Source organism: Ralstonia sp. 110700041-2 (assembly GCF_056280165.1).
Window position 1 is genome coordinate 247,603 of the sequence record NZ_JBSFAI010000002.1, and the last position, 12,011, is coordinate 259,613.

Consider the following 12,011-nt stretch of genomic DNA (forward strand, 5'->3'; position numbering starts at 1 on the left):
GTGGAATACGTGTTCAGGGGTGGCGGTGGGCGTGTTCTGCGAGCACGCGGTCAACAGCGGCGCCCGCATCGCCAAGGTAATGGGTGGGATCGAGCAGCGCGCTCAACCGTTGCGGCGCGGTCGCGCCCCAGATGCGAAGGACCTCTGCGTCTTGCGCCAGTACGTCATGCAGCGTCTTGTTCTCTTGTACCGCTTGGCGGCTGGCAGCTTCGACCACATGGTGCGCTTGCAGACGCCCAAGATCCGCACCCAGCGCCAGCATCACGGCTTCACCAAGGATCAGGCCGTGCGTAAGGTCCAGATTCGTGCGCATGCGAGCAGCGTCGACCTGCAAACCTTCAACGATGTCGCGCATGCGATCGAGCGCGCCCGCCGCGAGGCAGGCCATCTCGCGCAACGTCGCCCACTGCGCCTGCCAACCGCCGAGCGCGCGCTCGTGCTCCTGCGGTAGCGCAGCGAGCAGCGTGCTCGCCAAGCCAGGCATGCGCGTGGCCGCCGCCAGCACCGTCGCGCACCCGACCGGGTTGCGTTTGTGCGGCATGGTGGAAGAACCACCCTTGCCTGCACCGGAAGGCTCGGAAACCTCGCCCACCTCTGTCTGCATCATCAGCGAGAGATCACGCGCGAAGTGGCCCAGTGTGCCGGTCAGCAACGCGAGCGTCGTGCCGATCTCGGCGATTCGATCCTGCTCGCCGTGCCACGAGAGCGCCGGCAGCGGCAGATCAAGCTCGTGCGCCAGCGTTTGAGCGACGGCCCGTGCGTGTTCGCCCAGGCTGGCAAGCGTGCCTGCCGCCCCGCCAAACTGCAACGCAGGCACATGCGCGCTCAGCGCGGTAAAGCGATCCTGCGCGCGATGCACCGCTTCCAGCCAACCCGCAACCTTGCGGCCGAACGTGGTCGGCAGCGCCTGCTGCAACCACGTGCGCGCCACCATCGGCGTATTGCGATGGCGTTGCGCGAGTGCCGCGAGCGCGTCAGCCAGCTTCTGCAGATCCGCTTCGATCAGTTCGGCCGATAGCCGCCACTGCAGCATCAGACCGGTATCGATGATGTCCTGGCTGGTCGCGCCCCAATGCACGTAGCGCGCGGCGTTTTCATCATGCTGTGCGACGGCCGCAGTCAGTTGCTTGACCAGGGGAATCGCCAGGTTGCCTGCGGTGGCAGCAGCGTTGCCCAGCGCGTCCAGATCCAACGTCGCCTTGGCGCACACCGCGCGAATCGGCGCGACGGCTTCGGGCGGAATCACGCCAACCGCGCCTTCGGCCTGCGCAAGCGCGGCCTCCACATCGAGCATTGCGCGCACCGTGGCCGCATCGGACCACACCGCCAGCATGGCCGGCGTGGAGAAGGCGCGATCGAGCAATGCGCTTGTCATGGCCGTGTCAAACGCGTTCGATCACCAGCGCAATGCCCTGGCCAACGCCGATGCACATCGTGCACAGCGCATAACGTCCGCCCGTGCGTTGCAACTGATACATCGCCGTCGTAACCAGGCGCGCACCGCTCATGCCGAGCGGGTGGCCAAGTGCGATGGCGCCGCCGTTCGGGTTGACGCGCGGGTCGTCATCACGCAGGCCCAGTTGACGCGTCACCGCTAGACCCTGCGCGGCAAATGCCTCGTTCAGCTCGATCACATCCATCTGATCGATGCTCAAGCCGAGCTGCTTGAGCAGCTTCTGCGACGCCGGTGCCGGGCCAATGCCCATCACGCGCGGCGGCACGCCTGCGGTGGCCATGCCGACAATGCGCGCACGCGGGGTCAGGCCAAAGCGCTTGGCGGACGCTTCATTGGCGAGGAGCAGCGCGCACGCGCCATCGTTCACGCCCGAAGCATTGCCGGCCGTAACGGTGCCGTCCGGGCGCACTACGCCCTTGAGCTTGGCGAGCGCTTCCATGCTGGTCGCACGCGGATGCTCATCGCGGTCCACCACGATAGCGTCGCCCTTCCTCTGCGGGATCGTCACCGGCGTGATTTCCTGCGCGAGCGTGCCGTCTTCCTGGGCTCGCGCGGCGCTGGCCTGGCTGCGCAGCGCGAAGCGGTCCTGATCTTCTCGGTTGACCTTGTAGTCGGTGGCGACGTTCTCGGCGGTTTCGGGCATCGAGTCGACACCGTATTGCGCCTTCATCAGCGGGTTGATGAAGCGCCAGCCGATGGTGGTGTCGTAGATGGCAGCGTCGCGCGAGAAGGCGCTGGCAGCCTTGCCCATCACGAACGGCGCGCGGCTCATACTCTCCACGCCCCCGGCGATCATCAGCGCGGTTTCACCTGAGCGAATAGCGCGCGCCGCGGTGCCGGTGGCGTCCATGCCCGAGCCGCACAAGCGGTTGATGGTCGAGCCCGGCACGCTATCGGGCAAGCCAGCCAGCAACGACGACATGCGCGCCACGTTGCGGTTGTCTTCGCCCGCCTGGTTGGCGCAGCCGAAGATCACGTCGTCGATGGCCGACCAGTCGACCTGCGGGTTGCGCGCCATCAGCGCCTTGAGCGGCACCGCGCCGAGGTCATCGGCGCGCACGGCGGACAGGCTGCCGCCGTAGCGGCCGATGGGCGTCCGGATGGCGTCGCAGATAAAGGCTTCGGTCATGATTGTTCTGTCTCCACTAATTCTAGGCACGACGCAACGGCGCCGCCGTCATCGTCTGCAGCGTATCGAAATCGAGGCCGTCGGCCATCTCGCGCACCACCAGCCCCTCGGGCGTGATGTCGATCACAGCGAGGTCGGTGTAGATGGTATCGACACATCCAATGCCCGTCAGCGGGTACGTGCACGACGGCACGATCTTGCTTTCGCCCTGCTTGGTCTGGTGCTCCATCATGACGAAGACGCGCTTGGCACCGATGGCCAGATCCATCGCGCCGCCCACGGCAGGAATCGCGTCCGGGGCACCGGTGTGCCAGTTGGCCAGATCGCCCGTGGCCGACACCTGGAAGGCACCGAGCACGCAATAGTCGAGATGGCCACCCCGCATCATGGCAAACGAATCAGCATGATGGAAGAACGATGCACCAGGCTTGATGGTGACCGGCTGCTTGCCAGCGTTGATGAGGTCCTCGTCTTCTTGCCCGGGCGCAGGCGCGGGACCCATGCCGAGCAGGCCGTTCTCGGTGTGCAGAATGATTTCGCGATCGGCCGGCAGTTGGTTCGCCACCAGCGTCGGCAGGCCGATGCCCAGGTTGACGACCGAACCATCGGGAATATCGCGCGCCACACGCGTAGCGATCTGATCGCGCGTCCAGCGCTGGATCTTGGCGGTAGTTTCGGCGCTCATGCGGCCTCCTTGGCGGGTTGGGCGGCGGCGAGCTGGACGACGCGCTTCACAAAAATGCCCGGCGTGACGATGTGCTCTGGGTCCAGCTCGCCTAGCTCCACCGTCTCGCTGACTTGCGCGATGGTGCACTTGGCCGCCATCGCCATCACCGGCCCGAAGTTGCGCGCGGTCTTGCGATAGACGAGGTTGCCCCAGCGATCAGCGCGCAGGGCCTTGATGAGAGCGTAGTCGGCAGTCAGCGGCAGCTCGAACACGTAGGGCTTGCCGTCGATGATGCGCGTTTCCTTGCCTTCGGCCAATTGCGTACCGTAGGCGGTCGGGCAGAAAAAACCGCCAATGCCGGCACCTGCGGCGCGGATGCGCTCGGCCAGGTTGCCTTGCGGCACCAGTTCCAGTTCGATCTCGCCGGCACGGTAGAGCGCATCGAACACATACGAATCGGCCTGGCGCGGGAACGAGCAGACGATCTTGCGTACGCGGCGCGCCTTGAGCAGTGCGGCCAGGCCCGTCTCGCCATTGCCGGCGTTGTTATTGATGATGGTCAGCTCACGCGCGCCATGCGCGATCAGCCCGTCGATGAGTTCCGAGGGCATGCCGGCGGTACCGAACCCGCCGATCATGATGGTGGCACCGTCCGGGATATCGGCCAGGGCGGCCTCCACAGACGGACAAAGCTTGTTGATCACGTGCATTCTCCGGCAAGGGCGCCGCACATTCTCGATGGCTGGCGCGGGTCGGAGCATCGCGAGGGGCCGGACATGGCCGAGCCGCAACCGAGCGGCCTGCGAGTCTCCTGTTGAGGATTGGATCGACACAGGCCTTTGCTGTCCGGCCCACGTTTGCTTTCGCTCATTTGTTCGCTATACGAACCTACGTTCGATCCGAGAACTAATCTACGCCTCCCGTCCAGAGCGTGTCAAGGCGTACGCATCCCGATCAACTGTTCGAGTGGCGAAATCGAGGCAATGTCAGTAGTCTTGAGGCCACTGCACCGCTTTTGCCTTCTTTGCCTTCTTTGCATGTCTGCTGCCGAACTGCCCACCGAAAAACCCAGCGATTCCTACGTCCAGTCCTTTGCACGAGGGCTGTCGGTCATCCGCGCGTTCAATGCCGAGCGCCGGGAGCAAACGCTTTCTGAAGTGGCCGAGGCGACGGGCCTGACCCGCGCCGGCGCCCGCCGCATCCTTCTCACGCTGGTCAGCCTGGGCTATGTCACCTTTGAAGGCCGCCTCTTCCGCCTCACGCCCAAGATCCTCGACCTCGGGTTCGCCTACCTCACCTCGATGCCGTTCTGGAACCTCGCCGAGCCGGTGATGGAAGAGCTCGTCCAGACGGTGCACGAAAGTTGCTCTGCCTCGGTACTGGATGGGACGGAAATCGTCTACGTCCTGCGTGTGCCCACGCAGAAGATCATCGCGCTGAACCTGTCGGTCGGCAGCCGCCTGCCGGCGTTCTGCACGTCGATGGGCCGCGTGCTGCTGTCGGGTCTGCCCGAGGATCGGCTGGACATTGCGCTGCGCGAGTCGGACCGCCGCGCACGCACGCAGCGCACCATTACAGACGTCGACGCATTGAAAGAAGTCATTGCCGGCGTGCGCCAACAGGGTTGGGCGCTGGTCGACCAGGAGCTTGAGGAAGGGCTGATTTCGCTGTCGGCACCGATCCGCAATCGGGCGGGCGACGTCATCGCTGCCATGAACATCAGCGGCCAGGCCAACCGAACTTCCGGCAAACAGATGACGAAGCAGTTTCTCGGTCCGCTGCAGCAGGCTGCCGAGCGCATTTCGGCCATGGTGCGCGTACGGACCTGAGCTGAGTTAAAAGAGCCAGCGTCAGTGCGCTGCGCGCCTCGCATCCCGACAGTTTTTTCAATAAAATTGTGGCTCCGTGGGCAAAGAGGATGTCTGTGACTCAACACACCGCCATTCACACCGGTCTGGATGTGAAAGGCCGCCATCGCCGGGCGCGTGCTTCTTGCGTCCTGGCGCTTGCCCTGCCGTTGCTGTTCAGCCTTGCATGGGCCCAATCGACGCCGCTGGCGACAGCCATGCAGGAACTGACGCCACTGGCCCGCATGCTGGTGGGCGCCGCGACGGGTCGCAGCACGGCCGCTGCCGGCGTACCGGCCCTCACGGGCCCTGCCCGCAATGCAGACCGCGCCCTCGCCCAGGCCTGCGCCGAGATCAACCGCTTCACCCCCGTCCCGCTCGACCGAGAGACCGCGCTGGCGCAATGCTCGCTGGCGCAGAAGAAGAACCTCGTCTTCGTCATCACGCTGACCAACTACGCGGCGCACTCGGCCGCATCGCAGGGCTTTCGGCTGAATTTCGTTCCGATCCTGCAGAAGAACATCTGCAACAACGGCGACGTGCGCATCCTCACGCGCCTCGGCCTGAGCCTGGTCTACCGCTATCGCGGCAACGACCACGAGACCGTGGGCGACGTGCCGATCAACGAATCGATCTGCGGCGCGCTCTAAGCCCACGTTCTGCCCCGGGAATCCCCTGATGGAGTGCAGTCGGCTGCCATGTCATTAATGACAGACGAAGTCTCATTTCACGCAACGTCTGCCGGGCTCCTGCCTTGCTGCGCCAGCCTAACCGGGCTGCACGCGCGCAACCCGGCAACCCCAACATCCCGCCTGTGCACCGCACTCCCGCCCTGCTTGTTATCCGCCATCTGTGCCGCGTCGGCATGGACTATAGTTGGGCGTTTCGCTCGGCGTCATATGGTTATCCGAAGTCCGCGCATGCAAACGGCGCATACGCCGGTATGCTCGCGGGCGATTCCGATTCGCACACTGTTCACCACCCAAGTCGTCAAGGAGGAAATCCGATGAAAACAAGCCGACGTCTGACGCAATTTGCAGGGGCCGCCATCCTGGCCGCAGCAACCCTGGCCGCCACCACCGCGCACGCTGATCAAGTTTCCGACATCAAGAAGAAGGGCGAACTTGTCTGCGGCGTGCTCGGCACCGACGAGCCGTTCAGCTTCCTGAAGGACCCGATGAGCCGCGAGATCGTCGGCTATGACGTCGACATGTGCGACGCCATCGCCAAGAGCCTGGGCGTCAAGCCCGTGCTCAAGCAACTGGCCGTGGCGGCGCGCCTGCCCGAACTGCAGCAAGGCCGCGTGGACCTGCTGGCCGCCTCGCTCACGCACAACAAGGAGCGCGAGGCGCAGATCGACTTCTCGGTGTCGACGTTCATCACCGGCCAGAAAGCCATGGTGAAGAAGAGCAGCGGCATCACGTCGCTCGCCCAGCTTGATGGCAAGAAGCTCCTGACGGTCAAGGGTTCGACCATGGAAGCCAACATTGCCAAGACCATCAAGAACGCCGACGTTGTCTCGTTCGACAACAGCCCGCAGGCACTGCTGGCCCTGCAGCAAGGCAAGGGCGTCGCGTACGTGAACGACGAAACCACCCTGATCGGCAACATGGCCAAGATGGGCCCGGCAGCCAAGGATTACGCGCTGCTGCCGCAAAACCTGTCGACCGAACACCTGGCGCTGGGCATCCGCAAGGGTGAGCCGGCCTTCAAGAAGCAGGTTGATGACGTGCTGCTCGGCATGGAAAAGAGCGGCGAGGCGCAAAAGCTGTTCGACAAGTGGTTTGGCCCGAACACCAAGATGGCCTTCCCGCAGCGCACCTTCAAGATTTCTACCGACAAGATCGATTAATCGTTAAAGGTCGGGCCGCCCAGACACCGTTCTGGGCGGTGAATCTCCATGCCCCATTTTGATTTGTCGATGCTGCTCTCGGGGCAGTATCACCAGTGGCTCGTCAGCGGTTTCTTCCTGTCGATCAAGCTCTCCGTACTGGCCTTCGTGTTGGCGCTGCCGCTTGCCATCACGGTCGCGCTGCTGCGCCTGGCGCCGGTCGCGCTGCTGCGCAGCATCGGCCAGACCTATGTCGAAGCCATCCGCAACGTGCCGCTGCTTGCCCACATGCTGTTCTGGTATTTCGGCGCGCCGCAGATCCTGCCGGAGTTCATCCGGGACTGGCTCTACAGCATGAACTACGAGGCCGCGAGCGCCGTCATTGCGCTCGTGCTCTACACGGCCGCTTACATGGCGGAAGACATCCGCAGCGGCATCCGCTCGATTCCGAAGGAACAGCTTGAGGCCAGCCGCGCGCTCGGGCTCTCGTTCCTGCAGGCCATGCGGCTGGTGGTGCTGCCGCAATCGCTGCGCGTGACCGTCCCGCCGCTGGTCAGCCAAACGTTGAACCTGTGGAAGAACTCCAGCATCGCCATGGTGATCGGCGTGGCCGAATTGATGTACCAGGCGCAGCAGGTCGAGTCCGCCACCTTTCGCGGCTTTGAGGCGTTTGCGTTTGCCACCGCGGCCTATCTGACCATCTCGATCGCGATCACGGTGTTCTCCGCCTGGTATCAGCATCGCTACCCTGTCCGAACGCTGTAGCCATGCTCGATCTCATCCAAACCTACGGTATCTATTACCTGATCGGCCAGTACCCGAATGGGCCGCTGGGCGGTCTGGCGCTGACATTCCTGCTGGCGTCCGCCGGCCTTGTGCTCGCGCTGCCGGCGGGCATCATCCTTGGCCTGTGCCGCGTCAGCCCGATTGCCGCGCTGCGCTGGCCGGCCACGGCGCTCGTCTACGTGGTCCGCGGTACGCCGCTGCTGATGGTGATCTTCTGGGCGTATTTCCTGCTGCCCTCCGTTACTGGCCAGCGCACGGACCAGTTCAGCACCATGTTGACCGCGCTGGTGATTTTCGACGGCGCGTATCTGGCGGAGATCGTGCGTGCGGGCATCCAGGGGTTACCGCGCGGGCAGATGGAAAGTGCCCGCTCGCTCGGCCTGTCGTACATGCAGGCGATGCGCCGCGTGATCCTGCCGCAGGCGCTGCGCAACATGCTGCCTTCGCTGGTCAATCAGCTCGTGTCGACCATCAAGGAAACCTCGCTGGGTTACATCATCAGCCTGCCCGAGGTGTCGTTCGTGGCCGGGCAGATCAGCACCGCCGTGATGGTCAAGTCTGCCGAGGTGTACGGCCTGCTCGGCATCAGCTACTTCATCATGTGCTTCAGCCTGACGCGCGTGGCGTTTTACCTGGAGCGCCGCCTTGCCGCGCGTGCCCCGTCCAAACCATGAACATGATCACGATCGAACACGTCGACAAGTGGTACGGCGATTACCACGCGCTGGTCGACATCAACGAAACCGTTGCCAAGGGCGAAGTGGTGGTGGTGTGCGGGCCGTCGGGCTCGGGCAAGTCAACGCTCATCCGCACGCTGAACCGGCTCGAAGCCATTCAGAAAGGCCGCATCGTTGTGAACGGACACGAGGTGCATGCGCCGGGCGTGGACGTCAACGTACTGCGCAGCGGCATCGGCTTCGTCTTCCAGCAGTTCAACCTGTTCCCGCACCTGACCGTCCTGCAGAACTGCACGCTGGCGCCGGTGCAGCTCAAGCGCATGCTGCCGCAGGAAGCGAAGGACTTTGCGATGAGCCTGCTCGAACGCGTGGGCCTGCCGCACAAGGCTGGCGCCTACCCTGGCGAGCTGTCGGGCGGGCAGCAGCAGCGCGTGGCCATCGCGCGCGCCCTGGCCATGAAGCCGCCCGTGATGCTGTTCGACGAGCCGACCTCCGCGCTGGACCCGGAGATGGTGAACGAGGTGCTGCTGGTCATGAAGGACCTCGCCCGTGACGGCATGACCATGGTGTGCGTCACGCACGAAATGGGTTTCGCCCGCGAGGTGGCCGACCGCGTCCTGTTCATGGACCAGGGACAGGTGCTGGAACGCGCCACGCCCGAAGATTTCTTCCAGCGCCCGCAGCACCCGCGTGCGCAGCGCTTCCTGGCCGACATCCGCTCGCCGTGGAGCGAACCCGCCTGAACCTTCAGGCAGCAGGCAAAAAAAACGGGGGATTCAGTCCCCCGTTTGTTTTTTGATGCGCGGCGACGCGGCTTACTGAATGGCCTTGTCGTTCGGGTGCGCGTACAAGTCCTTCATGCCGGCCGTCATCGGGTAGTTCAGGTTCAGGCCCTTCGGCGGAATCGGCGACAGGAACCACTTCTTGTACAAGTCGTTCGCCTTGCCCGATTTCATCAGATCGGCAATCACGTCGTCGGCCACTTTCTTGAACGCCGGATCGTCCTTGCGCATCATGCAGGCGTAGGTTTCGGTCTGCAGCGGCGTGCCGGTGACCACCCAGTCGGCCTGGTTCTTGGCCTTGGTGCGCTCGCCGTACAGCAGCGGTTCGTCCATCACGAACGCCACGGCGCGGCCCGATTCCAGCGTCAGGAACGCCTGGCCGTGATCCTTGGCGAGGATCAGATTCATCTTGTCGGCGTCCTTGGCTTCGCCGTTCATCTTCTGCAGGATGCGGTCTTCGGTGGTGCCGGCGGTGGTCACCACGGTCTTGCCCTTCAGGTCGGGAAAGTCCTTGATGCCCGAGTCCTTCTTCACCAGCATCAGCATGCCGTAAATGAAGATGTTGTTCGAGAACGCGACCTGTTTCTGACGCTCGAGGTTGTTGGTGGTCGAGCCGCATTCGAAGTCGATCGTGCCGTTCTGCAGCAGCGAGATGCGGTTCTGCGACGTGATCGGCGTGAGCTTGACCTGCAGCTTCTTGCCCACCGCCTTTTCCACGCCGGCGACGATCATGTTGGAGATCTCTTGCGAATAGCCGGTGATGGTGTTCGCGTCAGCCTGGTACGAGAACGGAATCGACGACTCGCGATAGCCCACCGAGATCACGCCCGATTGCTTGATCTTGGCCAGCGTGTCGTTCGACTCCGCCTGCGCGCCCGTCGACAGCATTGCCAGCGCACCGGCCGCAGCCAGCGTCAGGCCACACAGAATACGTTTGGTCGAATGCAAGGTCTTCATGCTTCCCCTCCTATGGGTGTGTTCGCTCCAGACTACTTTGGTTACCAATCGGCGCGGGCCGGATACCCATCATCGGACCTGCGCGCTCGGTCTCTTGATTCTCGTTCTTGTGTCACGCGGCCAGCGCATAGGGCACTGGGGAAATCGCGGGCTTGCGGCCGGCAATCAGATCGGCCAGCAAGCCCGCACTGCCCAGCGCTAGCGTAAAGCCCAGCGCACCATGGCCCACGTTCAGCCACAACCCTTGCACCGGCGACGCCCCCACCACGGGCACGCCCGTTGGCGTTGCAGGCCGCATGCCAGCCCACGGCGCCGCATCGGCACCCGCGTCATTGGCGCGCATGGCGCCCGGAAACAGCGCGCGGGTTTCGTCATACAACGTCTGGGCGCGGCGCGTATCCAGCGCCGTTGACCAGCCCACCAGATCCGCCATGCCCGCCACACGCAGCGTCTGCCCAATGCGGGCATAGACGATCTTGCGCGCCGCATCCGTCACGCTGATCAACGGGGCAACATCGCCCTCCTCCAGCGGCAGGCTGATGCTGTAACCCTTGAGCGGATACAGCCCCGGGTCGATGCGCAATGGGCTGAGCAGCCTGGCGCTCGTCACGCCCGCTGCCATCACCACCGCATCGGCGGCAACCTGCTCGCCATCTGCCAGATGGAGACCGCGCACGCGGCGGCCTTCGGTCCACAACGCATCTACGCCGGTATTGAAACGCAGCGTCACGTTTGGCATCGCGCGCAACCGGTTGAACAGGCCGACGCAGAGTTGGTGACAATCGGCCACGTCTTCGTCGGGCGTGTAGATGGCGCCCACGATCTGGTCACGCGCGCCGGCAAGCGCGGGCTCGTGGGCCACCGTTTCGTCGGCGGACAATGCATGCTGCTCGCAGCCGAGCGTCGCCTGATAGCCGACCTGCGCGCGGGCCGATTCAAACGCCGCAGCCTCGCGATGCACCACCAGCTTGCCGCGGCGCGCAAAGCTGAACGCCAGATCCGGCGACGCCTCCCGCAACGCTTCCATGCGTGCGCGGCTGTAGAACGACAGCGCAAGCAGCTCGCGCGTGGTGCGGTCGGCACGGTCACGATTGCAGGCCGCGATGAAGCGCAGCCCCCAGCGCAGCAACGCCGGGTCCAGCGATGGCTTCAGCCGCAGCGGCGAATCGCGACGCAACAGCCAGCCCGGCACATGCGAAAGCACGCCGGGGCCGGCCAGCGGCGCCACATAGCTGTAGCTCAACTGGCCGCCGTTGGCATAACTGGTGCCCTCGCCCGGGCCCGGATGGCGCTCGACCAGGGTGACCTGATGGCCTTCCTGAGCCAGCGCATGGGCCGTGCTGATGCCGATGATGCCGGCGCCGACTACTGCGATTTGCATGAAGAAGCTGCGTATTTTGGAATGTCGTTGCAGCTTAAGGAGCCCGGCGGGGGTTGGGCAAATGCGGAGTTGTTGGGAGGGATGTTGTGGAGCTATGGGCTTTTTTGGACTGGGTGGTCCATCCCCTGTTTCATCCCCTGCCGGGGCTGACTCACTTTCTTTGTCTTGCCAAAGAAAGTCAGCTCAGAGCTCCAACCGTCGGGTAAAAAGCTCGGGACGGCGAGCTTAGAGCTCCGACCGTCGAGATCGGAGCTAGAAATCTTCGAGCAAAAAGCGCCGAGTGCCGAGCTTGAACCCTCACCCGTGGAGCAGGAAACCCCGGGCGCCGGCCTCCAAGCCCCGATGACTGGGCAAAAAGCGTCATGGTGTTGCCGCAAAAAGCAGCAGTCGCCAAGCAAAAAGCCTCACGGCTGGCGCTTGGAGCGCGGTGCGCGAGGCTTGAAGGGTCATGAACGGGGGTTGATGCGTCGCTGGCGTGGTTCCGAACGGCGACTGAGG

General features: G+C 64.2%; 12 protein-coding genes. 6 read left to right on the top strand and 6 right to left on the bottom strand.

All coding sequences use genetic code 11. The features are described from left to right. Positions 1 to 13: 13 nt before the first annotated feature. The 4 genes from ACUXH0_RS03685 to ACUXH0_RS03700 are packed head-to-tail and all read right to left on the bottom strand — an operon-like array spanning position 14 to position 3,956. Positions 14 to 1,375: a 3-carboxy-cis,cis-muconate cycloisomerase gene (locus tag ACUXH0_RS03685; RefSeq protein ID WP_009241183.1), complete on the bottom strand. Its 1,362-nt coding sequence runs from the start codon at positions 1,373 to 1,375 to the stop codon at positions 14 to 16. Positions 1,376 to 1,382: 7 nt separating this feature from the next. Next, positions 1,383 to 2,585, bottom strand: a complete 1,203-nt coding sequence (pcaF, locus tag ACUXH0_RS03690) for a 3-oxoadipyl-CoA thiolase (protein ID WP_004631135.1) — start codon at positions 2,583 to 2,585, stop codon at positions 1,383 to 1,385. A gap of 22 nt (positions 2,586 to 2,607) precedes the next feature. Then, on the bottom strand, positions 2,608 to 3,270 hold the full coding sequence (locus ACUXH0_RS03695) for a CoA transferase subunit B (RefSeq protein WP_004631136.1): 663 nt from the start codon (positions 3,268 to 3,270) through the stop codon (positions 2,608 to 2,610). Then, complete coding sequence (locus ACUXH0_RS03700; protein WP_009277455.1) at positions 3,267 to 3,956, bottom strand: 3-oxoacid CoA-transferase subunit A; 690 nt, start codon at positions 3,954 to 3,956, stop codon at positions 3,267 to 3,269. The genes ACUXH0_RS03695 and ACUXH0_RS03700 overlap by 4 nt, the downstream gene beginning before the upstream one ends. Positions 3,957 to 4,289: 333 nt before the next feature. Here ACUXH0_RS03700 and ACUXH0_RS03705 point away from each other — a divergent pair, with 333 nt between their 5' ends. From ACUXH0_RS03705 to ACUXH0_RS03730, 6 genes are all read left to right on the top strand, one after another. Next, positions 4,290 to 5,081: an IclR family transcriptional regulator gene (locus ACUXH0_RS03705; RefSeq protein ID WP_009241184.1), complete on the top strand. Its 792-nt coding sequence runs from the start codon at positions 4,290 to 4,292 to the stop codon at positions 5,079 to 5,081. An 89-nt stretch (positions 5,082 to 5,170) separates the two neighbouring features. Next, positions 5,171 to 5,749, top strand: coding sequence for a hypothetical protein (locus tag ACUXH0_RS03710; RefSeq protein WP_182593757.1), 579 nt, complete (start codon positions 5,171 to 5,173; stop codon positions 5,747 to 5,749). Between the two features lie 356 nt (positions 5,750 to 6,105). Further along, positions 6,106 to 6,951, top strand: a complete 846-nt coding sequence (locus tag ACUXH0_RS03715; RefSeq protein ID WP_004631144.1) for an ABC transporter substrate-binding protein — start codon at positions 6,106 to 6,108, stop codon at positions 6,949 to 6,951. Between the two features lie 48 nt (positions 6,952 to 6,999). Then, positions 7,000 to 7,695: an amino acid ABC transporter permease gene (locus tag ACUXH0_RS03720; RefSeq protein WP_004631145.1), complete on the top strand. Its 696-nt coding sequence runs from the start codon at positions 7,000 to 7,002 to the stop codon at positions 7,693 to 7,695. A 2-nt stretch (positions 7,696 to 7,697) separates the two neighbouring features. Next, positions 7,698 to 8,390, top strand: coding sequence for an amino acid ABC transporter permease (locus tag ACUXH0_RS03725; RefSeq protein ID WP_004631147.1), 693 nt, complete (start codon positions 7,698 to 7,700; stop codon positions 8,388 to 8,390). Then, the gene (locus ACUXH0_RS03730; RefSeq protein WP_004631149.1) at positions 8,387 to 9,136 is read left to right on the top strand and encodes an amino acid ABC transporter ATP-binding protein; all 750 of its coding nucleotides are present in this window, start codon (positions 8,387 to 8,389) and stop codon (positions 9,134 to 9,136) included. Before ACUXH0_RS03725 ends, ACUXH0_RS03730 begins: the two co-directional genes overlap by 4 nt. 72 nt (positions 9,137 to 9,208) lie before the next feature. Here ACUXH0_RS03730 and ACUXH0_RS03735 read toward each other — a convergent pair whose 3' ends face one another. After that, complete coding sequence (locus ACUXH0_RS03735) at positions 9,209 to 10,132, bottom strand: glutamate/aspartate ABC transporter substrate-binding protein (RefSeq protein ID WP_004631150.1); 924 nt, start codon at positions 10,130 to 10,132, stop codon at positions 9,209 to 9,211. Positions 10,133 to 10,244: 112 nt separating this feature from the next. Continuing rightward, positions 10,245 to 11,513: a D-amino acid dehydrogenase gene (locus tag ACUXH0_RS03740; protein WP_004631153.1), complete on the bottom strand. Its 1,269-nt coding sequence runs from the start codon at positions 11,511 to 11,513 to the stop codon at positions 10,245 to 10,247. Positions 11,514 to 12,011 lie beyond the last annotated feature (498 nt).

Excerpts from the sequence above, each read along its gene's own strand:
- ACUXH0_RS03715 (WP_004631144.1), top strand. The coding sequence starts at position 6,106 with ATGAAAACAAGCCGACGTCTGACGCAATTTGCAGGGGCCGCCATCCTG.
- ACUXH0_RS03710 (WP_182593757.1), top strand. The coding sequence starts at position 5,171 with ATGTCTGTGACTCAACACACCGCCATTCACACCGGTCTGGATGTGAAA.
- ACUXH0_RS03735 (WP_004631150.1), bottom strand. The coding sequence starts at position 10,132 with ATGAAGACCTTGCATTCGACCAAACGTATTCTGTGTGGCCTGACGCTG.
- ACUXH0_RS03725 (WP_004631147.1), top strand. The coding sequence starts at position 7,698 with ATGCTCGATCTCATCCAAACCTACGGTATCTATTACCTGATCGGCCAG.
- ACUXH0_RS03695 (WP_004631136.1), bottom strand. The coding sequence starts at position 3,270 with ATGAGCGCCGAAACTACCGCCAAGATCCAGCGCTGGACGCGCGATCAG.
- ACUXH0_RS03685 (WP_009241183.1), bottom strand. The coding sequence starts at position 1,375 with ATGACAAGCGCATTGCTCGATCGCGCCTTCTCCACGCCGGCCATGCTG.
- ACUXH0_RS03705 (WP_009241184.1), top strand. The coding sequence starts at position 4,290 with ATGTCTGCTGCCGAACTGCCCACCGAAAAACCCAGCGATTCCTACGTC.
- ACUXH0_RS03730 (WP_004631149.1), top strand. The coding sequence starts at position 8,387 with ATGAACATGATCACGATCGAACACGTCGACAAGTGGTACGGCGATTAC.
- ACUXH0_RS03740 (WP_004631153.1), bottom strand. The coding sequence starts at position 11,513 with ATGCAAATCGCAGTAGTCGGCGCCGGCATCATCGGCATCAGCACGGCC.
- pcaF (WP_004631135.1), bottom strand. The coding sequence starts at position 2,585 with ATGACCGAAGCCTTTATCTGCGACGCCATCCGGACGCCCATCGGCCGC.
- ACUXH0_RS03720 (WP_004631145.1), top strand. The coding sequence starts at position 7,000 with ATGCCCCATTTTGATTTGTCGATGCTGCTCTCGGGGCAGTATCACCAG.